General features: G+C 47.6%; 25 protein-coding genes. 5 read left to right on the top strand and 20 right to left on the bottom strand.

Annotated elements, in window-relative coordinates:
• Window positions 1-6: 6 nt before the first annotated feature.
• From nrdR to DL94_RS0102745, 3 genes are read right to left on the bottom strand one after another with little or no spacing between them, the layout of a single operon-like run.
• On the bottom strand, window positions 7-483 hold the full coding sequence (gene nrdR, locus DL94_RS0102755; RefSeq protein ID WP_028128836.1) for a transcriptional regulator NrdR: 477 nt from the start codon (window positions 481-483) through the stop codon (window positions 7-9).
• Window positions 480-2,345: a YgiQ family radical SAM protein gene (locus DL94_RS0102750; RefSeq protein WP_028128835.1), complete on the bottom strand. Its 1,866-nt coding sequence runs from the start codon at window positions 2,343-2,345 to the stop codon at window positions 480-482. Before DL94_RS0102750 ends, nrdR begins: the two co-directional genes overlap by 4 nt.
• Window positions 2,345-3,178, bottom strand: a complete 834-nt coding sequence (locus DL94_RS0102745) for a helix-turn-helix domain-containing protein (protein WP_028128834.1) — start codon at window positions 3,176-3,178, stop codon at window positions 2,345-2,347. Before DL94_RS0102745 ends, DL94_RS0102750 begins: the two co-directional genes overlap by 1 nt.
• Window positions 3,179-3,330: 152 nt before the next feature.
• On the opposite strand from DL94_RS0102745, the gene DL94_RS0102740 reads away from it, so the two are divergent.
• Window positions 3,331-4,548: an HAD family hydrolase gene (locus DL94_RS0102740; protein ID WP_028128833.1), complete on the top strand. Its 1,218-nt coding sequence runs from the start codon at window positions 3,331-3,333 to the stop codon at window positions 4,546-4,548.
• 39 nt (window positions 4,549-4,587) lie between these two features.
• Here the strand turns inward: DL94_RS0102740 and DL94_RS0102735 are convergent, their stop codons facing one another.
• The 6 genes from DL94_RS0102735 to rny all read right to left on the bottom strand — a co-directional run bounded on the left by DL94_RS0102735 (window position 4,588) and on the right by rny (window position 9,679).
• On the bottom strand, window positions 4,588-5,421 hold the full coding sequence (locus DL94_RS0102735; protein ID WP_028128832.1) for an Asp23/Gls24 family envelope stress response protein: 834 nt from the start codon (window positions 5,419-5,421) through the stop codon (window positions 4,588-4,590).
• Window positions 5,422-5,458: 37 nt separating this feature from the next.
• Window positions 5,459-6,292 (bottom strand): PHP domain-containing protein, encoded by an 834-nt coding sequence (locus DL94_RS0102730; protein WP_028128831.1) that lies wholly within the window; start codon window positions 6,290-6,292, stop codon window positions 5,459-5,461.
• A 22-nt stretch (window positions 6,293-6,314) separates the two neighbouring features.
• A complete protein-coding gene (locus tag DL94_RS0102725; protein WP_014423788.1) occupies window positions 6,315-6,575 on the bottom strand; it encodes a stage V sporulation protein S in 261 nt (86 codons plus the stop codon).
• Window positions 6,576-6,717: 142 nt separating this feature from the next.
• Window positions 6,718-7,497 (bottom strand): TIGR00282 family metallophosphoesterase, encoded by a 780-nt coding sequence (locus DL94_RS0102720; RefSeq protein WP_028128830.1) that lies wholly within the window; start codon window positions 7,495-7,497, stop codon window positions 6,718-6,720.
• Between the two features lie 12 nt (window positions 7,498-7,509).
• Window positions 7,510-8,055, bottom strand: a complete 546-nt coding sequence (locus tag DL94_RS0102715) for a hypothetical protein (protein WP_028128829.1) — start codon at window positions 8,053-8,055, stop codon at window positions 7,510-7,512.
• 76 nt (window positions 8,056-8,131) lie between these two features.
• The gene (gene rny / locus DL94_RS0102710) at window positions 8,132-9,679 is read right to left on the bottom strand and encodes a ribonuclease Y (protein WP_028128828.1); all 1,548 of its coding nucleotides are present in this window, start codon (window positions 9,677-9,679) and stop codon (window positions 8,132-8,134) included.
• 173 nt (window positions 9,680-9,852) lie between these two features.
• Between rny and DL94_RS0102705 the strand changes: the two genes are divergently transcribed.
• The gene (locus DL94_RS0102705) at window positions 9,853-10,143 is read left to right on the top strand and encodes a hypothetical protein (RefSeq protein ID WP_028128827.1); all 291 of its coding nucleotides are present in this window, start codon (window positions 9,853-9,855) and stop codon (window positions 10,141-10,143) included.
• 46 nt (window positions 10,144-10,189) lie between these two features.
• Here DL94_RS0102705 and DL94_RS13980 read toward each other — a convergent pair whose 3' ends face one another.
• On the bottom strand, window positions 10,190-11,212 hold the full coding sequence (locus DL94_RS13980; RefSeq protein ID WP_051586263.1) for a nucleoside/nucleotide kinase family protein: 1,023 nt from the start codon (window positions 11,210-11,212) through the stop codon (window positions 10,190-10,192).
• Between the two features lie 141 nt (window positions 11,213-11,353).
• Here DL94_RS13980 and DL94_RS0102695 point away from each other — a divergent pair, with 141 nt between their 5' ends.
• Entirely contained in the window at window positions 11,354-12,427 is a 1,074-nt protein-coding gene (locus DL94_RS0102695) for a M48 family metallopeptidase (protein WP_028128826.1), read from the top strand.
• Between the two features lie 9 nt (window positions 12,428-12,436).
• Window positions 12,437-13,489, top strand: coding sequence for an AI-2E family transporter (locus DL94_RS0102690; protein ID WP_028128825.1), 1,053 nt, complete (start codon window positions 12,437-12,439; stop codon window positions 13,487-13,489).
• A gap of 292 nt (window positions 13,490-13,781) precedes the next feature.
• On the opposite strand, the gene DL94_RS0102680 is transcribed toward DL94_RS0102690, so the two are convergent.
• From DL94_RS0102680 to DL94_RS16510, 10 genes are all read right to left on the bottom strand, one after another.
• Entirely contained in the window at window positions 13,782-14,516 is a 735-nt protein-coding gene (locus DL94_RS0102680; protein ID WP_028128824.1) for a DUF6994 family protein, read from the bottom strand.
• Window positions 14,517-14,562: 46 nt separating this feature from the next.
• On the bottom strand, window positions 14,563-14,757 hold the full coding sequence (locus DL94_RS0102675) for a hypothetical protein (protein WP_028128823.1): 195 nt from the start codon (window positions 14,755-14,757) through the stop codon (window positions 14,563-14,565).
• Between the two features lie 18 nt (window positions 14,758-14,775).
• Window positions 14,776-15,381, bottom strand: coding sequence for a radical SAM protein (locus tag DL94_RS0102670; protein WP_028128822.1), 606 nt, complete (start codon window positions 15,379-15,381; stop codon window positions 14,776-14,778).
• On the bottom strand, window positions 15,378-16,556 hold the full coding sequence (locus tag DL94_RS0102665; protein WP_197020698.1) for an FtsZ/tubulin family protein: 1,179 nt from the start codon (window positions 16,554-16,556) through the stop codon (window positions 15,378-15,380). The genes DL94_RS0102670 and DL94_RS0102665 overlap by 4 nt, the downstream gene beginning before the upstream one ends.
• Before the next feature lie 367 nt (window positions 16,557-16,923).
• Entirely contained in the window at window positions 16,924-18,888 is a 1,965-nt protein-coding gene (gene htpG / locus DL94_RS0102660; RefSeq protein WP_028128820.1) for a molecular chaperone HtpG, read from the bottom strand.
• 151 nt (window positions 18,889-19,039) lie between these two features.
• Window positions 19,040-20,644: a dicarboxylate/amino acid:cation symporter gene (locus tag DL94_RS0102655; RefSeq protein ID WP_028128819.1), complete on the bottom strand. Its 1,605-nt coding sequence runs from the start codon at window positions 20,642-20,644 to the stop codon at window positions 19,040-19,042.
• Window positions 20,645-20,685: 41 nt separating this feature from the next.
• Entirely contained in the window at window positions 20,686-21,018 is a 333-nt protein-coding gene (locus DL94_RS15130; RefSeq protein WP_051586262.1) for an STAS domain-containing protein, read from the bottom strand.
• 449 nt (window positions 21,019-21,467) lie between these two features.
• Complete coding sequence (locus tag DL94_RS0102645) at window positions 21,468-23,039, bottom strand: DUF4127 family protein (protein WP_037371248.1); 1,572 nt, start codon at window positions 23,037-23,039, stop codon at window positions 21,468-21,470.
• A 108-nt stretch (window positions 23,040-23,147) separates the two neighbouring features.
• On the bottom strand, window positions 23,148-24,113 hold the full coding sequence (locus DL94_RS0102640; RefSeq protein WP_028128817.1) for an alpha/beta fold hydrolase: 966 nt from the start codon (window positions 24,111-24,113) through the stop codon (window positions 23,148-23,150).
• Entirely contained in the window at window positions 24,110-24,235 is a 126-nt protein-coding gene (locus DL94_RS16510) for a hypothetical protein (protein ID WP_255326873.1), read from the bottom strand. The genes DL94_RS0102640 and DL94_RS16510 overlap by 4 nt, the downstream gene beginning before the upstream one ends.
• Window positions 24,236-24,479: 244 nt before the next feature.
• On the opposite strand from DL94_RS16510, the gene DL94_RS0102630 reads away from it, so the two are divergent.
• Window positions 24,480-25,859, top strand: a complete 1,380-nt coding sequence (locus DL94_RS0102630) for a serine hydrolase domain-containing protein (RefSeq protein WP_028128816.1) — start codon at window positions 24,480-24,482, stop codon at window positions 25,857-25,859.
• Window positions 25,860-25,948: the final 89 nt, after the last annotated feature.

Genomic DNA, 25,948 nt, shown 5'->3' with positions numbered 1-25,948 from the left:
CATTCCTTACTCATGACCATTGCCACTGGTCTTATGGGCCTGCAACTCACGCAGTTCCTCCATAAAGCTGCTGATATCGGCAAACTTCCGATACACGGACGCAAAACGGATATATGCCACTTCATCAAAATCCTTCAGACGGTTCATCACCAATTTGCCGATATCGCTGGTGGACACTTCCTGTTCCATCGTATTGCGGATATCGCGCTCGATTTCGTTGGTCAGATTGGTAATACTCTCGAGGGAAATATCACGTTTATCACAGGCACGGATAATACCGTTTAATATTTTTTCCCGTTTGAACACTTCCCGTCGCCCGTCCTGTTTCACTACCATCAGCGGCTGCTTTTCCACCACTTCATAAGTGGTGAACCGCCGTCCGCAGGCAGTACATTCACGGCGGCGGCGGATAGTTGCCCCTTCTTCTGCCGACCGGGAATCAATAACACGACTGTCATTATTTTTACAATATGGGCATCTCATCGCCGCACCTTCTTTTTCACATTGTTTTTGGGCCTGCCAGCTTTTTGACCTGTCATTTTTGACTTGTCATTTTTGCTCTCCGGGCGCACCAGGCATTTTTTCTCATAGCCGATTAAATCCAACCGCCCGGCCTTGGTCAGGGCCTTACGCACAATAGCCTGATTTTTAGGCAGCCAATACTGCATCAAAGCTCTTTGCATCAATTTTTCTTCATGGGACTTGGCAGAATACACCGCCTCTCCCGTCAACGGGTCTATCCCCGTATACCACATACAGGTGGACAGGGTTCCCGGCGTCGGAATGAAGTCCTGCACCTGCTGGGGATGATAGCCCCGGTCCCGGATAAATTCGGCCAGTTCAATGGCATCTTCGAGTTTGGAACCGGGATGGCTGGACATGAAATAGGGCACCAGATACTGTTTCATGCCCAATTTCTTATTCATCGCCGTAAATTTATCGACAAAGCGCTCATAAACTTTACGATTGCTCTTGCCCATCATCCGCGTCACCCTGTCAGTGATATGTTCGGGCGCTATCTTCAACTGACCGCTGATATGATACTTGCACAATTCTTCCAGAAATTCGTCCTTGGCCAGCAGCAGGTAGTCAAACCGCACCCCGGAACGGACAAAGACCTTCTTCACCCCGGGAATTGCGCGCAGCTCACGTAACAGCTTTATATAATCGCTATGGTCAGCTATCAGATTCTTACAGGGCACCGGTGAGAGGCACGGCTTGCCACGGCAGGTTCCCCGCTCCAGCTGTCCGTCACAGCTCGTGCGCCGGAAATTTGCCGTAGGGCCGCCCACATCATGGATATAGCCCTTAAAGCCCGGCTGCCGGGTAAGTATCCGGGCCTCACGCAGCAGGGAGGCATGACTGCGCCGTTGAATAATCCGCCCCTCATGGGAGATTATCGCACAGAAATTACAGCCGCCAAAACAACCGCGCTGGCTCAGCAGGCTGAACTGTACCTCCGCAATAGCCGGTACACCGCCGTCCTTGTCATAAATGGGGTGCCAGGTCCGCTGATAGGGCAAATCATAGATTTCGTCCATTTCCGTTTCGGACAATGGTTTGGCCGGCGGATTCTGCACCACACACCATTCATCATTCTGCTGGGCCAGCTTGCGGCCGCGGAAGGCGTCCTGTTCCAGATACTCCAGCTTAAAGGCAGCGGCAAACTGCATTTTATCCGCCGCCACCTCGGCAAACGAGGGCAGCGGCAGATAATCCCAGACATAATCCATATTGGGCACCTTGTAACAGGTTCCCGGCACATCCTGAATATTGCCGATTTCCACGCCCTGCTGCAAATCAGCTGCCACCTGCAGTAAAGCCCGTTCACCCATGCCAAATATGAGCAGGTCAGCACCGCTGTCCACAAGCATGGAACGGCGGACCTTATCAGACCAGTAATCATAATGAGCCAGCCGCCGCAGGCTGGCCTCAATGCCGCCGATAATGATGGGCACATCAGGATACAGCTCCCGCAGGCGGTTGCAATAGACAATAGTCGCCCGTTCGGGGCGATAACCAGAGCGTCCCCCCGGTGAATAAGCGTCCTGATGACGCATTTTCTTGGCTGCCGTAAACTTATTGAGCAGGGAATCCATATTCCCCGCAGACACAAGAAACCCCAGCCGTGGTTTTCCCAGGCGGTTAAAATCCCTGGTAGAATGCCAGTCCGGCTGGGGAATAATCCCTACCTTATAACCATGCTTTTCCAGCAGCCGGCACAGAATAGCCGGGCCAAAGCTGGGGTGGTCCACATAGGCATCACCGGAGACAAAGACGAAGTCCAATTCGTCCCAGCCCCGGTCAGCCATATCTATTTTGCTGATTGGCAAAAAATCTTTCATTACTTCTTGCTATCCTTTTTGTCTGCCTTGCTGCTAGCAGCATCAGCCTGGCCATCAGGCGTAAAGCTCTTTTCCACAACCTGGCCTACATCACCGGCCTTGCCCATAGACTTGCCGTTGACACTCAGTTCAACAGCACCGGCATTACCGGCCGTGATAACGACCTTGCTTTTGCCCTTCCAGGTTTCGGACTTGCCAGCCTCCATCGTGCCTTCGTAAACGGTCTTGCCGTCAGCTACGACCTGCGTCCAGCAGCGGTCAGTAAACTTGGCCATCAGCTCTACGCCGTCTACATTAACAGCCGGCTCTTCCTGTTTCTTTTCCACCGGTTTGCTGCTGGTAGTTTTCTTGGCCGATTGCGTTACCTGTTTAGCCGGAGCCTTGCTGGCCGTATTGCCATCGTCCATGGCGAACAGGAAATAAGCACCGCCTGCCACCAGTAAAACAATCACGGCAATCAGCCAGGCATTCTGACGGTTGTTGCTTTCTGATACGTGTTCACGGAAGTCGCTGCCCGTAGCCAGTTTATTCCGCACTTCGTTACGGGTACGTTCTTCTGCTGCCTGCAGGCGTTCTTCCGTTTCGACGGCAGCTGCTACATCTTCCGGATGGTTCTCCTCGGAAAACTGATGTACAGCCGCATCGGCATCCATCCGCAGGAATGAGGCGTAATTACGGACAAACCCCTTGGCATAAACCTTGCCCGGCAGTTTATCGTATTCACCTTTTTCAATGGCGTCTATATACACGGAACGAATACTCGTTCCTTTGGCGATATCTTGAATAGTTAATTTTTGACGTTCGCGTTCGTTGCGTAACTTGTCACCAATCATACTAAAAATAACCTCCCCGTTATACATGATACTCCTATTTAAAGCATCACTATACCTCATTATACATAAATCACCATGGTAATACAAATATTTTTTAAAAGGGAAACGCCTGCTCCATGCCGAATATGCTATAAGAGAAACGAGGGATAAATATGAAAAAATATCTAAGCTGTATTCTTTATATAATTATGCCGCTGCTGACAGCTGCTCTCACGAGCTATTACTGGTTCAGCAACGGCCAGTCCATTCCCATTATCACTTATATAGCGGTCACTACCTTTATCGCCGCCCTGCCCATTCCCTGGCTGCTGAGTTCTTATCTCCCCTTTATTAAGGGACGCCGCCTGGCTGACCAGGCGGATATCGACATTCCTTCCCAAAAACAATTTCTCGCAGCCAGCACCATTGACACCTTGGTACTGAGCCGGCATGGCGTCATCACGGAAGGACGTCCCTATGTCGCCTCACTCTGCCCGGCCGGCGTCAGTCAGAACACCCTGCTGGCCCTCGCGGCCTCCGCCGAAAAGCAGGCCGTCCATCCTGTTGGCCAGGCCATTTATGAGACAGCCCATCAGCGCAATATAAATCTTTTGGACGCCACGACCTTCAACGAAATTCCCGGCTGCGGCGTCGAGGCCATCGTCGGCCGCAACTCCCTGCGCGTCGGCAGCCTGCCCTGGCTCAAACACGAAAAAATCAGCGTACCGGCGGACCTGGTCACCAAAAACGACCAGCTGGCACAACGCGGCCACATCACGGTCTTTGTCGCCAACGGGCAATACTGCCGCGGCATTATTGCCATCGATGACGGCATTGCCGATGATACCATGCGCACCCTGCGCAAGTTAAAACGCCGCCACTTGCGCCTTATCATGCTGACCAGTGAGAACAAGCGCACAGCTGAGGCTTTGGGGCGCAAGGCCGGCTTAGATGATGTACACAGTCAGCTGAGCCCTGAGGGCAAGGTCCGGGAACTGCAGCTGCTCAAAGCACGCGGCACGGGCGTAGCCATTGTGGAACGCGGCATTATCCCCCCCGAACTGCAGACTGTCGCTGACACAGCCATCGAGCTTGCTCCGGCAGCTGACGAGCACACACCTGCCGAAACTCCCCCCGAGCCCCAGACTCCGGGTGCCATCTTTATCAAAAGCGGTCAATTATGGGATTTGAATACCCTGATTGATATCAGTCAGAACACCTTAAAACGCGTTTCCCAAAACAAAACCATCGCCGTTGCGGCCTGGCTTATAACCATCCCGGCAGCCGCCGGCCTCCTCTTCCCTCTGGGCGTTCCTTTCCTGCCCCCTTGGGGAGCGTTGTGCGGACAGCTGCTGACGCTGCTCCTGATTATCATCAATTCCCTGCGTTAAGGGCGTAAAAAATCCGGTCAACAAAAGTTGACCGGATTTTTATGCTTTCACATATAAGGTTTTTACACGAATATTGACCTCATGGACTATCATGCCCGTCATATACTCCACAGCCTCCCGCACTTCCTGCTGCGCTTTGGCCAGCAAAGTGGGAATATGGTTGCCATAGGTCAGCACCACATCGCAGACAATCATCAGGCCCTGGTCCTCATCACCGTGCATAAGATGTTCCACTTTCAGGCCATCCACTTTGGTGACAACTTCCATCTTCTTCATTGTGGCTTTCACAATGGATTTTATGGCCATGTCATCGATGCTGAGCTTGCCGAAGTAACTGAATACCGGCCGCACAATGGATTTTTCACCCAAACGGCGGCGCTTGGTTGATGACCGCTTAAACAATGTCTGCAGGGGGTCCACCAGATAACCGGAAAAATGCGGTTTCAATTCAATGGTGGGCACCGGAATGATATGCTTGCCTTCCTTTAGACGATGAAATTGCGCCATAGCCATTTCCTGCTTGGTCGCCACGTCTTCAATATGAATAATTTTGGCAATCTGAGGCAAATGCAAGGCCTTGGCAATCTTAAAGACCATGTTTTCCGAAGTCCCCAGAATGAGAATCCGGTGCGGTTTAGCCTCCTTAATGGCGGCCTGTACTTCTTCAGCATGACCGGGCAGCACAAAAATAGCCCGGCGCACAGCCATAATCTTGCTGGGCTCCTTCTTAGCCGAATGGCCTCCCACTATCTTGCCGTCCTTAATCAGGATTCCGTCATCAATAATAGCATCTGCCTTATTTTGATGCGCCACAATCAGCGCGTGGTGACTTTTGCCGGTGCCGCTGGGCCCGACTAAAGCTATCACATCCATATACTGCTCTCCTGACTAAATTCCTACTTACTAAATCTTAACTAAATTTTCCCAGCTTACGATAAAAAGCCTCTGCCCATTTATCCTCAAGCGTAAACAGGCCAATCTCCGCCGGATATCTGGTGGGATAACCGTGGTAGTCTGACCCTCCCGAGGGCAGCAGATTAAATTCCTTCGCCATCATATAATAGCGCGCCGTATCTTCCGCATCGTGCTGGGGATAGAATACTTCCAAACCTTCAATGCCACGCTGGCACAAATCCCGCACCAGTTCATCATCACCGACCAGTTTGGGGTGGGCGAGTACCGGCGTACCACCAGCAGCCTTGATAAGGGCGATGATTTCCTCGACTTCCAGATGGTAATGCGGCACATACGCCGCCTTCCCCTTTTGCAGCACTGCACTAAAAGCCTCACGTACCGTGGCAAAGCATTTCTTCCTCACCAGTACCCGGGCAATATGGGAGCGGCTGATGGATTTGCTGCTGCCTGCCAGTGTCAGCACCTCACCTTCGGTGATGGGATACCCCAGCTGCTGCAGCTTTTCCACCATCTCACTAAAACGTGTCCAGCGCGCCTCCGTCACATCATTTAATTTATCGATAAGCTCTGGATAATAAATATCCACGTTGTATCCCAAAATATGGATTTCCCGCACCGGATGATGAGCACTGAATTCAATCCCCGGTATCAGGTGTATCCCCTTGGTGGGATAACTTCCGTTCTCATAAAGATAACTGACACCTTCCACGGTATCGTGGTCAGTGATGGCTATGTATTTGAGACCGGCAGCTTTTGCCGCTGCCACGAGTTCTTCCGGTGTCAGTTTGCCATCGGAAAACGTCGTGTGCATGTGCAAATCACTTGCCATTTATGTCACTCCTGTACCCTGCTCAGCGCGGTTCGACAATCAATTTAATCGCCGTCCGTTCCTCCCCTTCGATATTGATATCGGTAAAGGCCGGAATGCAGATAAGGTCAATGCCATGCGGAGCCACAAATCCCCGGGCAATGGCCACAGCCTTTACTGCCTGATTGAGCGCTCCGGCACCAATTGCCTGCATTTCCGCACTGGAATGCTCTCGGAGCACGCCAGCCAGCGCCCCTGCCACGGAATTAGGGTTAGATTTAGCAGATACTTTCAAGATTTCCATGATTAGCACACGTCCTCTCTTGCAACAAAACTGCAACATTGTCTACGATTTTCCTATAACAACACCTATTTGATACTAACTTATTATTCTGCGTACAAGGAAAAATTCCTGCCTCATGAAAAAATCTTTATGGTTATTTGCTTTATTCTGTTATCATAATGCGTTCCACACCCGTTGTGCGATTCGTCGCATCGTCAATATCGACAATCAGCGCCGAATAGACCATGGGGCCGCTTTCTTCCAGGTCAAAACGGCAGGGCATAGCTGTCGTGAATTTCTGCAGAATGATTTCCGTCTTGACGCCCAAAATAGAATTCCACGGGCCGACCATGCCCAAGTCCGTGATATACGCCGTACCCTGCGGCAAAACACGTTCATCAGCCGTCTGAATATGGGTATGCGTGCCCACGACACCATTTACCCGGCCGTCAAGATACCAGCCCATCGCCATTTTTTCCGATGTGGTTTCTGCATGAAAATCCAGGAAGATAATATCGCATTCCTGTTTAATCTCGTGCAGAATGTCCTCAATCTTTTGGAAGGGACAATCCAGCGCCGGCATAAAAGCCCGGCCGGAAAGATTTATCACGCCGATGTTTTTCGCCTTAAAGGGATAGATACAATAGCCCTTCCCCGGCGTTCCTTCGGGATAGTTGGCCGGACGAATGAGAAAAGGTTCGCTATCGATAAATTCCAGCACATCCTTCTTATCCCAGACGTGATTTCCCGAAGTGATGATATCAGCGCCGCCATGATACAGACCATCCAAAGACTTGCGCGTATAGCCCTTGCCGCCGGCAGAATTTTCCCCATTGACAATGACCACGTCGATGTTTTTTTCCTGGCGCAGCCGTGGCGTATATTGGGCAAAAGCCTTGCGCCCCGGTTTGCCTACCACATCACCAGTCAGCATTATCCGCATATCGTTCTCCTCTCAGCGATTATAAACCAGTACCTTATCCTTATCACGCATACCTATCATGCGTTCCTTAATGCGCTGTTCCTGCGCTGTGTCCAGCATTTGGTCCAGCAGATTGCTCTGCAGGGAGGAAAACTCCGGCTCCAGCACGTCCACATTATGCCCATCAGCCTGCAGGTTATCCCCGAACTTATCGCGGAACAACTGTGTCAGCAAATCAAGTTCGCCACGCAGCATAGTGCTCAGCTGCCGCTTGACATGCACCACCATCCGCTGACCTTGTACGTCGGCATCAATCGCCAGCCAAACAGGTTCACCGCCATGTAAAGCGTGATAGGTCTGCACACTCTCATCCAGCAGCCTGGCAAATTCTTCCATTTCCTCATGGCTGGCAGGGCTCCCCTTTACGACAAAGTCCAGTATTATTTCCGTATCCTTGGGCTCGTAAGTCACCGTATATATTTCCGGATAGCAGACAAGCAGGGAGGCTATCAGCTGCACACCGATACTGGCCTGATTACGGCCATTATCAGCTTTGCCATTTTGTTTAAACCCAAACATCATTTTTCCTCTCAATAGATTAAGAGGGCGCAAGGCTCACGCCCTACACCCTCCTAACTGTCATGCGTAAATTGCTTTATTTTGCATAATCGACGACGCGGGTTTCGCGAATAACCGTGGCCTTAATCTGACCGGGATATTCCAGCTCGTCCTCGATTTTCTTGACAATGTCATGTGCCAAAGCCACAGCCTCAGCATCGTCCACCTTGTCCGGTTTAACCATCACGCGGATTTCACGGCCTGCCTGAATGGCAAAGCAGCGTTCCACGCCTTCGTAGGACTCGGCGATTTCTTCCAAGCGCTTAAGACGCTTGAGATAGGATTCCAGGCTTTCGCGGCGGGCCCCAGGTCTGGCTGCCGATACGGCATCAGCTGCGGCCACCAGGACAGCTTCCACACTGGTTGCTTCCACATCACCATGATGTGAGGCAATACAGTTGATAACGTCCTTGGACTCCCGGAATTTACGGGCAATATCTGCACCGATAGTGGTATGGGAACCTTCCACTTCATGGTCGATGGACTTACCGATATCGTGGAGCAGACCTCCGCGCTTGGCCAGAGTCACATCACAGCCCAGCTCCGATGCCATAACACCGGCCAGATGAGCTACCTCGATGGAATGATTGAGGACATTCTGTCCGTAACTAGTACGGTAACGCAGACGTCCGAGCAGTTTAATCAGTTCAGGATGGATACCATGTACACCGGTATCGAAGGTTGCCTGTTCGCCGGCCTCCTTGATACGCATATCCACTTCCCGCTTGGCCTTTTCGACCATTTCCTCAATACGGGCCGGATGAATACGGCCGTCCTGAATCAGCTTTTCGAGCGCAATTCTAGCCGTTTCCCGGCGTACCGGGTCAAAGCCGGACAGAATAACTGCCTCTGGTGTATCATCGATGATGAGGTCAATGCCGGTCATGGTTTCAAGCGTGCGGATATTACGGCCTTCACGGCCAATGATACGGCCCTTCATTTCATCGTTGGGCAGAGCCACTACAGAAACCGTGGTTTCTGCCACATGGTCAGCTGCGCAGCGCTGAATAGCCTGGCTTAAGATATCCCGGGCCTTTTTGTCGGACTCGTCCTTAATCTGCTGCTCGTATTCCTTGATTTTCATGGCCTTTTCGTGCTTAAGTTCTTCCTCAGCCTCGGCCATGAGCATTGTCCGAGCCTCTTCCGTCGTCAGACTGGAAATTCGTTCTAACTCGGCTTTCTGCTGCTCGTGAATCTCATCTATCGCCTGCTGCGTCTTATCGAGGCGCGATTCCTTACGGGAAAGGCTTTCCTCTTTCTTTTCCAGAGAATCCAGCTTGCGGTCAAGATTTTCTTCTTTTTGCACTACCCGGCGTTCTTGACGCTGAAGTTCGCTGCGGCGCTCCTTCGTCTCCCGTTCGATTTCCTGACGCTGACGATGGATTTCCTCCTTCGCCTCTAAGAGTGCCTCTTTCTTCTTCGTCTCGCCTTTTTCTTGTGCATCCGCTACAATGCGTTTTGCTTCTTCTTCAGCGGAGCCTATCTGTACTTCAGCCGTGCGTTTCCGCATGGTGTAACCCACACCAGCACCGATGATTGCTGCAACTATTACCGCTACTACTATTTCGATAACGATAATACTCACCCCCTTGTTTCTTATTTGCTGTTATGCATTATTTTTTCCTTGATAGTTCATTAACTATACCTTACTATTTTAATGTTTTTCCCTATGAGTGTCAAGAAAACCTAGCCAAAACCAACCAAATGAAGTAAAATGGATAAGGTATTTATTTTGGACATTATTTTGGGGGTAATTATATGTTAAAATGCTCTGAGTGCCAGCGTGATTTGCCGGAGAAAGAGGCACTCGTAAATAAAACGGAAGATGGCGGCCAGCGGATTATCTGCCCCGAATGCTTTCAAAAGCTCACCGGCGTGGACTACAAAACCTTCGCCTTCCGCAAAGAAAATGCCAAGCAGACCTTCTGGGCCGTGCTGTTCTGCCTTGCCGCGACCGGCTATGCCTTTATGGAAAAAGGTGTTGAATGGGGTATTGGCGGTATCGTACTGACGATTTTAGTCTATCTCTTCTCCAGCAAAGTTAAGTAAAAACACTACAGGCAGGTGCCGCTGCATCACGGCTCCTGCCTGTTTTTTATTTCATTATCTCCCGAAACTCTTCGGCACTTAACTGGAATGTATCCAATATCGCCTTGCTGCTCATCGTCCCACTCTCGTAAAGTTTTCTCAGAATGGCTTTACGGGCCATCGACAGGCCATGGGAATAGCCCTCATCATACAGGGGCTGGACGACACCGCCTTCACCATTGCGCTGATTGAGGCCGCCCAAAATGGGATTTTTCACCCGTACATCCGGCTTTTGCCAGAGGGCCTCCCTGTCCACTATCCTGGTGGGCATTACCTTATTTTTCAGCTGGTAATCACCATCTGCCAGCATCTGCCATGTTTCCTCGGCCGGCCAGGATTTTTTCAGGCAGCGCTCCACATTTATCTTATCAGTCTGCTGATAAAATCGTTTTGCTGCCTCCAGCGTGCTGCCGCCGGCTATTTTCCGCTGTATCAGCCTATTTTTCAGGTCAACAGGGTCAGCCGTCACAAATAAGGTGTAATCGGCAAAACTGCGGACATTTTGCCATTGCTCCTCCCCTAAGAGCAGCCATTTCCCCTCCAGTATAACAATAGGACGTCTCACCGTCACCATATTATCTATGACATCATGAATGGTCCTGTCATAAACCGGCCAGCGGATATCGCCCTGCCGTACATCCGTCAGCTTGCCGATAAGTTTATCCACCGCAAACGTTTCGGGACTGCCTTTAATGGAACTCAGCGGAATATTTTTCCCGTCGCGGTTAAGGCTATGCGTGGTCAGATAACTGTTGGGATAGTGAAACCCGTCCAGTCCCAAGGCCTGCACCGGTACGATTTCCTCATCGGTATTGGACAGCCTTTCCAAAAACAGCGCGAGAGTTGACTTGCCTACGCCCGGCGGTGCCGCCATAAATATTATCATGCGCCGCCCCAGCTTTTTCTGTGTCTTGCTCATCCGCCGCAAAAAAGGAATAAACAGATTGTCTATCGTTGCCTGATTGAATTGTACCTTATGCGCCAGGCCATTTATCATCAGCCGGCAGGTACGCCATACTTTTTCCTTCATCGTCATGCCTCCTTGCTATTCACGTCCCTCTTAGTACATCGATTAAAATCTCATTAAAGTTAAGAAAAAATCACCACATTTCTGCTTTTTTTCGCTATAATATTTATAGAAAATATTCACAACACAGGAGGAATCGTTATCATGGATAGTAAAAAACTCACTCGCAAAGTCATCACTGGTCTTACCGCGGTCTGCCTGTCACTACCGCTGGCTTATATTCCCAGCGCAGCTCCGACTGCCGAGGCCAGTACCGCCAGCATTATCGGCGCTATCATCTCCGGGGCTGCCGCCCACTCCCAGCTGGACAGCACCATCAAAAGATACAACAACGACCCACAGGGACGTCAGCAGCTGTTCCAGCAGATGCAGGCCGAGTACGGTGTCAACAACGACGCCTATCTGAATGAACAGCTCGACAGAATCATGTCCAACCTGACCTCCGCCATTGGTGCTGTGGACCCCTCCATTTACGATAAACCGTACAACTACTTCATCAACAATCAGGGCAGCTTCAACGCATTCTGCACCCTGGGGCACAACCTCAGCGTCAATACCGGCCTTTACAAAATGCTGACCAATGAAGACGAAATCGCCGTGGTGCTGGGCCACGAAATGGGCCACGGCCAGAAAGACCACCCGGCCAAAGGTGCCCGTCAGTCGCTGAATATGCAGATTCTCGGTGCCGCTACCGGTTCCCAGCTCGGCGTCATCATGGCCAATGTCGTCAACAACCGCCACATCACTAAGCCCATGGAACGCGAAGCCGACAAACTGGCCTTCAGCTACATTACCCACACCAATTACAATCCGGGGGCCTGTGCCGCCGTTTGGCAGCGCGTTATGGACAAGTCCAAAAGCCGTCCCTCCGATTTCCAGCAGTTCCTGTCCGACCATCCGGCCAACGATGACCGCCGTGATGCCTACGCCAAACTACTGAACCAGTACAGCGGCGGTCATGTCACCAACAAGGACGGCCTTATCAAAGTCAACACCAAGGACTTCTGCACCCCGGCCGCTCACGGTGATATGAGTGCCAAGGAACGGGCCTACTTCGTCATGGGCAATCTGGCTGCCGCTTACCATAACGGCCACAACAAAGCTGACGCCTATGCCGATGGCAACACTGTAATGCTCGGCCAGCAGCCTATCATCACCTGCAACAACAATGATGAAAGCGCCAGTGTTCTGGCCGAACGCCTCAACAAAATCAAGTAAGGAGCAGTTATGGTTTTAAAAAAATACCGTACCTCCATTCTTCTTGGCCTGACCTTTACCATCCTGCTGTCAACCTTTTGGTCCATGCCGCAGCTGGCTTTTATTATCTTTATCTCCCTGCTCCTCCAGCTGCTCCTGCTCCCCCTGGTTGACAGACTCGCCGCCAAAATCCCCCGGGCCTTGGCGGCCGGTCTTGTTTTACTGTTATTCATCAGCCTGACGCTCCTGCTCCTGGCCCTCGTGTCCAAGAGCTTTATCCCAACTTTCAGCCGCTTTGTCACAGACTTCCCCCAAATAACGGAACAAATCCAAAACATCCCGTTATTACAGGATTCTGACTTCCTGCAGGGAGAAATCGACAACATCTGGGCAGAAATGAAAACCGCCAGCATGGCAGCGCTGAAATCCTCCCTGACTTTGCTTATTTCCTTATTCAGCAAAGTCATCGACCTGGTTATCATCATCTTCGTCACCTTCTACCTGCTAAAAGATGGCGAAGAAATCAAGCGCTATCTGGCCGGACTTTTTCCTAAGCGCGATAACCGCCGGGTGCTTAACCTTTTCAATTTGATTCTCAGCTCCCTGAGGATTTACGTTTGCAGCCAGCTCGTAATATGCTGTATCACCGCAGTCGTTGTCTTTCTGTATTTTACAATACGCGACCTGCCTTACGCCTCGGTGTTTGCCGTAGTATCCGGCATTTGCGAATTTATTCCCGTACTGGGGCCTACGGTAGCCTCGGCTTTCGGTACACTGCTGACCGCCACGGTTAATCCCCTTATGGCCTTGCAGACAGCAGGCTTTTATCTGATTCTCACCCAGATAAATCACAATTTTGTCTATCCAACCCTGATTGGCAAATCCCTGCACCTGCACCCCATCGCGATAATCCTGGGCATTATCCTGGGCGGTGAACTACTCGACGCCGCCGGCATGTTCCTCGCCGTCCCCTTCATCGTCATCTGCAAACTGGTGATTGAAGATATCTATCAGGACAGGATACTGACCAAGAAAAAGGAACTAGACTCACGCTGGCTGGCCAAAAAAGAAGAACGTATATAAACTAATTGTTATACACAAGGGTAATAACAATAATAATAAAGGCAACGGCCGTAGCACATAACCTTTCTTTATGCGCTACGGCCGTTGCCTTTAACATTTTATCCAAGATGGGCTCAAAGAACACTTATTGGATTAGGCCATCTTCACAGCTATACTCCATGACCACTTAAGTTTGACATGTCAACCTTAGCTAAAAATGAGTTTTCATGGTACTATTGCATTTTTATAATAAACAGAATAAAACATTCTCATATATTACACGCCTAAAGTTAGAATATACTTTTTTCATATTTTAAGATAGCGCTGCCTTTATTCTGGCGTTGCGTTTATCAAGGAAATCCAGTTCCGCTGCTATCCATCCCAAATATTCATCAACAGTACGCGGTAACGGAGTGGTGGTAAAGGTACCATCCCCCAACCAAAAATAAACTTGCTTATAATCTTTGGTCACACAATCTTGAAGATAGAAGAAATCCACATATCCCTTAAAATCGTTAAATAAAGCATAAAAGTCGCGGTCTTCATACATAACATCTGACAACGGGCTTGGCTCTCCATTGTAATATCTTCGGATACATTCTAGTGTCAAATCCCATCTGTCACGAATTTGCTTGTCCGTCCCTCTGCGTTGATTCATGCTATTAGCATGCTTAGGGAAGATTATCATTCCTCCGATAGTATACGCTTTATGCAAGAAATTCTCCATGAATGATTTGTAATCAGACATATGATGCTTTACAGCATCAATCACATCTCTATTATCTCTGTAACGAAAACTAGCTAATATAGAGTCACTACCAAAACGCATATTACGCCAGCTCAAATATGTCCCGCTAGTCCCAAGAGATAAATCAAACAATTCTCCGTTTGGCAAGGGCTTACTCCAAATTAGCTGATGATATTTTTGTAGAGTAGGACTACAAGCATCAGGGTCACATGCACCTGCTCCGAGGCCATCGTTTCGTGTCCAAAAGCCATCCCAGTAACCTGGAGAATCCATTGTAAAATCATAATCTACATTGAACATAACTTCCCGCCTCGACTATTCTATAATTATAAACCTAATCGTGCTTTCACTTGTCAATGGTATTTAAAATCTGTGCCTTTGATTGTCTTTCCTTTTCTTTTGTGATTTTATCAATAAGCCATTTTTTCCATTCTATAACACTATTCCACTCATCGTAGTTAAAACCAACGCCTTCACCAGGAAACAATTTCTTTCCTTCTTTTATTAACTGGCTTTCCTCTTCGGTGAAATATATTGACATAACTCCCACTCCCGTTCATTATAATATATAATCAAACGTATTTATTCTTGTATATCCCATTTCTTTGATAGTTTGTAACGATTTCTTTACATCATTAGATGTATTATATCCAAAGATTGATGGTATTCGAATCAAAACCTTATCTCTTGGAACATAATAAAGTAAACGTCTTAAATTTGAAAGAACAATGTCGTTTTCTTTTTTCGTATAATTCTTATAGATTAACGGATTGACATCTTTGATATCAATAATCCATTCATCAATAAAACCTAGTAAGAATTCTATCTTCTCCCAACTTGCATATAATGATGTTTCGACACGCTTTTTCCATAGACAATCGGTAATCTGACATACTTCAAAAATGAACTCAGCCTGTAGTAATGGCTCTCCACCGCCAAAGACTATCCCCCCACCTGTCATCTTAAAGTAAATATCATCGCAACTAAGTAGTTCAGCAAGTTCTTTAGACGTATAGGATTCTCTGTAAGTGCTTTCCTGGTAGCAGTACCAGTTAGCACAATATTTGCAGCGTAAAGGGCAACCATAGAACAAAATTAAAGTAGATATGCCCGAGCCATCTATTCCCATTCTATGCCTATGCAATCTTACTATATCCCCCTTCATAGAACATCATCCACCTTGCCTATAATATGATGGGGGTATATGCGCTCATGCTCAGAGAGTTCATTTAACTTTTCACGTAAGTATGCTGATTCTTGTTCGCATTTCTCGCATGTCCCTGCACATGGCCCATCATAAGTACATTCTTCACTTAGAAACGGTATATTGTTTACTCTGGCTAATTCTACGCGCATAGTACGTAACTTTTGACATATAACCTTACCGTCAGGCCGAGGTTCAAGAGATTGATATAGCGGCTTTTTCATCCACTTAGGTATGTCTATAAAATCCATACCATGATCTACACCGCCACTGTTTATATCAGGAATTTCACCATAATTAGGTAAACCTGCTTTATCAAACATGAATCTATCTTCAGAATAACACTCTATCCTATCTTTCTCTTTTATAGAAACAGACGCGGCCTTATTGTTATCAGTATCTACAGAGATTAAGCCTTCACGCGGAAGTATTCCTGTGATTGTTTCAAAATGATAACACCTGGAATATTCTTCTTTTAATTTTTCATAAATATGACAGACTGTTTTGCATAAAATTTTATCAATTAGGCTAAAAGCTTGTTTTGTCGGTAGCTTTTTATTCACGTCCGTATAAATTTCATCAGAATTTAACATTATTATATTATCCGCATATTCTCTTATTTCATTTAGGCTATCGCTAGCTTTTTTACGACGTTTTATACCTTCAGATTCAAAAGGCAGCACACCAACGAATATAGTTATTGGGCACAGATTTATACAAAGCGACGAGAGTACCGGTGCTATCCCTGCCCCAGTATTGCCGCCAAGTCCTGCAATTATGATTGCAGCATCGGCATTTTTCAACTGTTTTTGTATTATTTTTTGTTCAGCCCTTACCGCCTTGCGACAGTTTTCAGGAGTAGTATTAACTCCTAACCCTTTAGGTAAATGATTCTCCAAGCTAATGCGAACCAAAACTTTAGATTTTCCTAGCGTACAACCATTAGAATCAATAACAACATAATTCAAGCCTACATAATTATTCTCCACTAGTTCGTTAATAGTATCAACCCCATGCTGGCCTAAACCAAATACCACTATTTTAGGCTTACTAGATAACGGATTCATAATATTATTCCTCGTTAGTATATACTTACCGTTCATAAAATGAACTTCAATCGACTCTGTTTCAAACACTGTATTTACATCTTGGCTATGTTGCTTGTAAAGCCTCATCACTTTTACTTATTTCTTATTAAATATCCTCTACAGTTTTTCCTAGTATATAATTCCATATATAATATATTATTTATGACAGCCACCACATTTTCTACCGAACCCATTCAATGATATTTCACCAATAGTTTTCTTTGTTTTATATGTCTTTTGAACCTTATCGACAAGTGTAATATAATTTTTAGATTTTAATTCCCTCATTTAAGCTCCTACTTATTACAGATATAATTTCTCCATCTCATTTCGTTATCCTGCCTTTGTTAAAAAAATGCACGCCCCTATACTGTCAGTTTGTCATGACAATATAGGGGCGTTATCTTTATATGACTTATTTAGCCATGAGCTTAGCCACTTTGTTGGCAAACTCTACGGGGTTCTCCGGCAGAATGCCTTCGATAAGGAGGGCCTGCGTGTAGAGCAGGTCGCAGTAATCCTTGAAGTCGGCACTATCCTTGCCGGCCTCATGGAGGCCCTGCAGGCGCGTAAAGAGGTCATGGTGCGGATTGATTTCGAGGATACGCTTAGCCTTGAACATCGGATTGTTCATTTCGGCAAAAGTCTGTTCCATGGACAGGGACGGACCGGCCTCATCAGCCACCAGGCAGACAGCACTGGATTTTAAGCGGGCAGAAACCTTTACATCGGCTACCTTCTCACCCAGCGCCTCTTTGATATCCTTCAACAGGTCATCATTCTTCTTCTGAATGTCTTCCGTTTCCTTCTTGACTTCCTGGCTTTCGGCGTCATCGAGGTCGAGGTCGCCGCGGCTGATGGAATGGAAACTCTTACCCTCGTATTCGCGCAGGGTTTCAATGCAGAATTCATCTACCGGGTCGAGCAGGTAAAGCACTTCGAGGCCCTTGTCGCGCAGCGTTTCCATCTGCGGCAGCTGCTCAATGGTTTCCTTATCTTTAGCCGTAGCATAGTAGATTTTCTTCTGGCTTTCCGGCATGCGTTCTACATATTCCTTCAGCGTCACCAGCTTGCCTTCTTTGGAGCTCATAAAGAGCAGCAGGTCTTTGAGCTTATCGATGGTGTCGCTGCCGGCATACATGCTGTTGTAAACACCGATTTTGAGGGATTTGCCGAATTCATTCCAAAATTTCTCGTAATCCTCACGTTTGTTCTTCAGCTTGCGTGCCAGGGATTTCAAGATATTCTTTTCCAGTGCCTTACCGATTACTTTAAGTTCACGGCTCTGCTGGAGAAGTTCACGGGAGATATTGAGTGACAGGTCAGGCGAATCAACGAGCCCCTTCATAAAGCGCAGGTAATCCGGCAGCAGGTCCTTGCACTTGTCCATGATAAATACATGACGGGAATAAAGCTGTACGCCCGGTTCATAGTCTGTATGATAGAGGTTGAACGGTGCGCGGGAAGGAATGGCGAGCAGGGCCGTGTATTCTACAGAACCCTCAGCCTTGGTATGGAACACTTCCATCGGCTTTTCCCATTCATGGAACTGATTCTTAAAGAACTCGTCGTATTCTTCGTCTTTGATATCAGACTTGTTCTTCGTCCACAGCGGTTGCATGGAGTTCAGCGTGCGGCATTCGATGGTCTTAACCTTCTCAGCACCTTCGATTTCCTTGCCTTCATCGTCCTTCGGCGTTTCTTCATGCTCGAAGTTCATCTTGATGGGGTAACGCACATAGTCGCTGTACTTCTTGACCAGACGTTCGAGCGTGTAGTTTTCCGTGAAGTCGCTTTCGGCGTCGTCGCCGAAGAATTCCTTGCCCAGCGTAATCGTAATGCTCGTGCCACGCTTGTCACGGTCACATTCTTCAATGCTGTAAGAGCCATCGCCCGTGGATTCCCAGCGCGTGCCTTCCGTCTCGCCGGCCTTACGGGTTTCGATAACCACTTTTTCGGCTACCATGAAGGCAGAATAGAAACCAACACCGAACTGGCCGATGAGTTCCTTATCCGTATTGCCCTCGCCGCCTTCGCTGGCCTCTTTGGCTTTTTTGAGCTGCTCCATAAAAGCCTTGGTGCCGGACTTGGCGATAGTACCAATGTTCTCGATAACTTCCTGACGGCTCATACCGATACCGTTATCACGGATAGTCAGGGTATGGTTGTCCTTATCGGGTTCGAGGAAGATTTCGTAGCTGTCGTCACCTTCGAGAATATCACGGTTGGTCAGACTGGCAAAATGTACCTTGTCAATTGCGTCAGACGCATTGGAAATGAGCTCACGCAGGAAAATCTCGTGATTCGTGTAGATGGAATGAATCATCAAATCCAACAGTTGTTTGGTTTCCGCTTGAAATTCATGGGTTTCTTTAGCCATTGTATCGCTGCCTCTCTGTATATGATTTGCTTATTAGCCATTTATTTAGCACTCCATAAGGCTGAGTGCTAACATCCATTGCCTAGTATACGACATAAATGACAAAAAGTCAAATCACACATCCCCAAAAGGCTATTACCAAAGTCATGAACTACTCCTTTAACGACGCCCCGCGTTTTCCTATCTCGCTAGCAATGTCCATGAGTTCACAATCCCTGATTAACATCGACATAACCGAGGATACATTCAACACAAAAACGGCTGAGACCATCAGCATACCAATGGAATCAAAAGGCAGTCCCAGCTGCTTAAATATAATGGCATAAATAGCCATGATACCGCCGGGAACCGGCGGTGTCGCAATACTAAGCTGCAAGGCCAAAATAATGGTTACAAACAGCGAAAATAAAGATAACGGCAGCTGTGCCTCATAAGCCGTATAAAAAACACCTGCCACCAGCGCCGCGGCTGCGGATGGGGAAAACATGGCATGGGATAATGGCAGCCAAAAATCACAGAATTTACCTTCGATTTTTAAACGCTCTTTGGCAAAGGCCATATTTATCGACATAGCTGCCGTATTGCTTGCAGTTGAAAAAGATACCAGAAACACCTTCGCCCCCTGACGCAGGAAATCCGCCACATTTATCCGGTACTTATAAACAATATGCATGAGCATAAGCATCCCAAAACCGATGCAAAATGCATAATTGGAGGCCACAATCCGCCATACAGCCAAAATTGTTTCCATACTGTTACCAGCAATCGACTTGAAAACATTCAGAAATATCGCCGCATATATAACTTTGGAAACAATGTCCATCATCTTGACAACCAGCTTATTCAACTCACCCACAATGACCTTCAGGTTAGGAATCACATTTGTCAAGGTTAAAATACTGATACCTGTCAGTATCGCAATGAAGACTATCTGCAGGATATTCCCCTCGACAAAGGGGGCAAAAAAATTACGGGGGAAAATGCCCAAAAATAATTGGAACAATTCAGACAGTGCTAGCTTGCTTTCCCCATTTATAACCACCACAGGAAAAAAGAACTGACATACTCCCGCCGCAAACAGTGACATGCACAGCATGACGATAAAAAAGCGGCGTATCACCCTAAGCCCCACATTACTAAAAGTGGCTACATCCTCCATAAGACAAATCCCATTAACGATGGAGATAAAAACAAACGGCCCGGTAACCGCAACGATGAGTCCCATCAACGTCTTTAAAAGAGGCTCTGCCACATCGTGTATGACCGCCTCATGTAATTCCGGGGGCAGCATATCACTGGCACAAGCACACACTACCGCCAGCAGTGCCGCTATAGTAATCGAACCGCCAGGTATTTTTATAGGTTTCCAGGCTTTTCTGGCATAGGTACTAATCTCATTATAGCCATTCTTATAGGTATAAACTGTCTCGGCCTGCTCGTAATTCAAAAGTCCTTTTAAAACTTGTGCCGGCAATATATCATCATCATCAAAGTCACCATCACTAAGCGGGTTATAGGCCTCACCTTTGATGCGAATGATGACTTTTGGTACCCCAAACCACTTTTGAATCTGCAGGCTAAATTGATAATCCTGACCAAAATGCTGCTGGCAACGCAGCAGCGCCTCTTCCAGCAGAAGACATATCTTTATGCAATCATCTTCCGAAACCGGGGATTTTTCAAAAACCTCGCGAACATCCTCAATTGTTATTTCCAAATCATCATTACTAAAGCTCAGACGTTTGCTGACTGACATCACTCCACCCCCTTTATCCCCTCACCCCCAGTCTGCGAAACTCAAAGGTCTTCCAGGGAGGAGCGCATGTTTAAATACGAGTTCATATTACTATCGATTAGAATCTTCTTCACCATACCAGCAGCCCCTGCTACCGCAAACTCCTTACCTTCCCTGTTGGCTTTCTTATACAGGCGCAAAAGTATACGGAGTCCTGCGCTGGAAATATACGACACAGCCTCCATATCCAGAACAGTCTTATCCTCACGCTCAACAATTTTTTCGCCACTTAAATAAATAGACTCGGCATTAGAAATATCTATCCGACCCTCGACACGCCAAGCCAACCAGCCATTAGCCAACTTTGTTTCTTTCTGTACAACCTCACTAGCCATATCAGCTGCCTCCTCTATACATGAATCATACGCCTTATTCCCTCAATGACATAAAGCATATGTAAAATTTATATATTTCCTTAAAAAAAATTCGACAAACATCGTGAACCTCCTGCCTGCGATGGCTAATCATGACAGAACGCCTGCGTCCTTATCGCAGGCGTTTTCCATGTTGCTTAACGATGGTAACTACAAGGGCAAGCAGGTTCTCTCCCCGGCATAGGTTAAGACCATGCTGGGCCGCGAATGGATTTATGACGACAAAATTCAGCAACAACTACATCTGGGAAGAACCCCTGGGCGATGCTATTTGCCGCAATGTGTTTGTCCGCTGATAAAACTTAATATCTGCTTTTGTGAACCCCAACCAAAAGGTTCACAAGGACATAGAAAAGCCGCTGAACCGGGCACACAGTCCGTCAATTCAGCGGCTTTTTATTTATTTGCTTTTAGCGAAAGACCACATCACATTCGAACATCCTAAGCCAGGGGTTCTTAACGGTAAAATCTGTAGAAATATTGGGCATATGTTTTCTGGCAAAATCCCGCATAAGCTCCGTGTTGCGCTTTTCCGCAAAAGCGAGCTTGTCATCCAGATTGTAGTAATACTTGTAACTGCCAAAGTTCCGCACCAGTTCCGTGCCCACATGTGAGCGCACATTGGCCTGATAAGCCCAGTCATCCAGATAGCGCACCGCCAGCAGGTAATCCTTGGCAGCATTGGTCATTTTTCCCGTCAGCATCCCCGTGCCCAGAGCAAAGCCCGTTGAATTGGTGGCAGTATTCCAGCCGGAATACGTCTTAAGCTTGAACAGCAGGTTCTTTTGTTCCAAAATATTCAGCAGGGCATTGTCTGCGCCATTGGCATACTTTATGTCCGCCACTCCCACAGGATAGCCGGCATTTACAGCCTCTTCAACCATTTTAGCAAAGGCTTTTGTACCTTTATCAGCCTTCAAATCCGGCACAAAATCCGTTTCCGTAGGCATGGCATTTAGGGTTTCGATTGTCCTGCCTTTTTGCTCCGTATTGACCAGCAGCAGCAGGTCTGCCCGCGTGGGGGTTCTCACTTGCAGCCCCCCGGCAATCTTCAAAGCTGCTTCAACAGATTCGGAAATCTTCTCATCGGAATAATCCGGAACGGTGTCCCCGCCTTTGCCCGGAGCGTAGCGAACACAAACAAAGGGAATATTCCACGTCATATCATTGATGGCCCGATTCAAAAGCAATATGTTGAATTCATCAATCCCCGGCATGGATTGAAATTTGCTCTTGGGCAAATTCTTCTGCTCTGCATAAGCCAAAATTTCCCGGTTTTCCCGATGTGTCTGGCACAAGGGGGCATTGTCATCTCTTCCCAAGATAAGATAGTCGATGGTGCCTGTTGCCGTCATATCCATCAACGCTTTGGTGGCAGCCAGATTTTTGGCCCGCCTGCCAAACCAATCCTTCTGGAACTCCTGCGGAATCGCTTTTTCGTATGCCTGCAAATCCCGTTTTTCTGCAGCGGAAAGCTTACCTGTTTCTCCCTTGTCCAACAGTTTGGTGTACTGGAAAATATCCGCGCCATACTGCTCATAATAGGCAGGCTCCTCGATATTGCCCGCCCACCCCTGATACGGTGTGCGCATCAGGGAATCAAAGACGTAGATATGCAGACGGGGATTATCCTGCCGCAGCCGTTTGAAATTTTCCAAGCGTTCCGCAATCTCTGCCTGACTAACCTCGTGCTTTCGCGAAGGTATCAGTCCCCCATAAAGCATAGAATCCGACGCTATAATAGCCGATTTTGCCTTGGGTGCATTTTCCCGCAGCCACTGCCATAGTTCCTGCGGATGCCCCATGTTGGTCGCATTGCTTAAAAGCTCCTTAGGAGGCAGCACCAGCTCATAGCCGGCGGCCTCCACCACTTCTACTGTCTGATGATAGGAAATCGGCCTGTCATCATGGGGAATAAACAGTATCCTGCCTCCCGCCTGAGCAGAGCACCAGGGCAATAAAAGCACAGTCAATAAGAACATAAATATTATTTTCAACAATTCAACGCACCCCGTTTCATACACTTTTCTATAATCATTTCGCATTCTCCTTATTCTGTTGCTTTCTGACATTTGCTTTCATATCGCACATCAGCCTTTATTCAAAAAACTTAATACCCTTTCCCGAAACAGCTTGTAATACGGACGCTCCATCAGCATTGCGTGGGCAGCTCCGTCCACAATCAAAATCTTCGAATCTTTTTTATTGGGAAGTGTCCTATACGCTTCGTCGCATAAGTCAGGCGACACATACTGATCTTTGGACCCGGCTATTATCAGCACAGGAGCTTTTATGCTCTCTGTCGGAATAAGTCGCGCACTCCTACCGACAAGCAAATCCCGTCTACCACCATTGGGACTTGTATCCTTATCGTAGTGCCAGACATTATCAATATAGGTGCTTGCCACAGGCTTTTCCACGATGTCAAAATCTATGCTTCCGTCAGCTTTCCTCTGAAAATCCGAGGCTGCACCTTCCCAGGTATTTTTATTAAAAGGCTCCTTCACCTCTTGCTCACCAAGCCCGGCTACTATAGGCGCATAAAGCACAAGGCGATGCACCATCTCCGGATGCTTGGCGGCAAAGCGACCACTGGTCACAGTCCCCCAGCTCCAGCCCAAAATATCCAGGGACGCAAGATTATTTCGTTCCAATATGAGCTTCACAGCAGCTGCGATATCTTCCGAAGCATAATCCGAATCCGGCATAAAGCCATCCTTGACGCTGCCAGAATTTCCAAAGCCTGCAATATCCAGCAGCCAAACCTCAAATCCGTGCTTGGCAAAATATCGCGCCAAACTGTAATCCTTGTAATCAACATCAAATTCATGGGAAGAAAAGGTCACGCCGTGCACAAACAAGAGGGGACGCTTTGTCTTGCCGTCCTGCTCTATATAACGCTCCAAATGCAGCGGCACTTCATTTCGCGCCAAAGGGATGGTTTCCCTAAGGATTTCTGCCGCTTGAGCCGGGGACAAACACAAAAGATTCAAGAGCAGGCAGATAAATAGACCGAGCCAGGCCAAATTTTTCCTTGCTGACAAAAGACCTTTCATCTTTTTATTTCCCCCTTGATTTCATCGATACCACTGATAATACCGGCAAACACACTCATGTTAAGCGTCGCATCAATGGCCGTAAGTGCCGTGGTCAGGATGAGATAGCCGATGCGCTGCAAAAATCCTTAAATTGCGTTTTTTGTCGATATGCATTTAACTATTCTATAAAATCAGCTAAAATCCTGCCCTTATTCCTTGCCATTCCTTTTGTGAACTGAAAAATTGTTCGTGATTACATCGTAAAAACTTCTTTAGGTGGCTGCGCAGTTTGTATTGACTTTTCAGAAAAAAACATCTATTATAAAAGAATCCTGTTAAGGCATAAGGCCATTTGCATGAAAATCGTAAAAGGAGTTGGATTGTATGAAGAAAAGAATCACCGCGATTATACTGGCGATGTTCTGCCTGCTCATGAGCAGTTGTCTGGCTATGAGTAAGGAAAGCAAGGCCGATTTGGACAACGAGCTTGCCCAAATGGTTGGGGATACCGGCACGAAAGTGCCAGGGCTAGGGGTAATCGCCTTTAAGGATGGCAAAGAAATTTACAGCAGCTTTCAAGGTTCAGCTATTATCGACAGCCAGAATCCACAAAAAAATCACCCCTTTACCCGCGAAAGCCGTTTTCGCGTAGCTTCCGTTTCAAAGATGTTTACCGTGTTCACGATTATGCAGCTGGTCGAACAAGGAAAACTTAATCTGGACGACGATGTGAGCAAATATTTGGGCTTTACGCTCAGAAACCCCAATTATCCGAATACGCCCATTACCGTGAGAATGTTGGCCTCTCACCAATCCTCTTTGCGTGATGGTAAGATTTACAGCATTCCGCCACAGATGGGGCTGCAAGAATTCTTCCGCAAAGATGGCAAGTTCTACGAAGATGGTGCGCACTTTGCACCTGCCGGCCAGGAACCAGGCAAATACTTTGCCTACAGCAATCTCAATTATGGCCTTTTAGGAACCATTATCGAAAAAGTTACAGGCGAACGCTTTGACAAGTATCAAAAGAACCATATCTTAAAACAGCTGGATATAAAAGCTGACTATCTGCCCAGCAATTTCAGCCAGAAGGAATTTAAGAAACTCGGCGCAGTTTACCAGAAAAAAGATAGCGCCGGCGTCTGGAATGAAAAAGGACCATGGCGCGCTACACAGGATGGATATCCACAGGGGCAGCCGGCCAAAGATACTGTTGCCCTGCAAAATCCTTATGCCGAAAACTTCCAGGATACCTACAGCCTAAAAGATTATGTTCCCGGCACCAATGCTACGGTATTTTCCCCAGCAGGCGGCCTGCGGATTTCCTGTGAGGAACTTTCCCATGCGCTTTCCATGCTGCTTAACGATGGTAGCTACAAGGGCAAACAGGTTCTCTCCCCGGCATCGGTTAAGACCATGCTGGGCCGCGAATGGGTTTATGACGACAAAACCAAGAACGGCAACAACTATGGCGGCACGATTCTCTCCTACGGTTTGGGCATTTACCAGATGGACGGCAAGAGTACAGCCCGTTTCTGCAAAGATACGGAAATCGACCTGGTGGGACACACCGGTGAGGCTTTCGGTCTGCTCTCCATGCTGGCCATCCGTCCGAACACCAAAGATGGCTTTGTCTACATCATGAACGGCGAGGCCATTGAAGAAGACGAAGATGCACGCAGCGCTGGTAAATTCAGCAACAACTACATCTGGGAAGAAACCATGGGCGATGCTATTTGCCGCAATGTGTTTGTTCGCAAATAAAACTTAATATCTTCTTGTGTGAACCCCAACCAAAAGGTTCACAAGGACATAGAAAAGCCGCTGAACCGGGCATATAGCCCGTTAATTCA

The organism is Selenomonas sp. AE3005 (assembly GCF_000686945.1).
Classification (GTDB): Bacteria; Bacillota; Negativicutes; order Selenomonadales; family Selenomonadaceae; genus Selenomonas_A.
The sequence above is the reverse complement of the archived record's forward strand: the minus strand, read 5'-3'. Positions and strand labels throughout refer to the sequence as shown.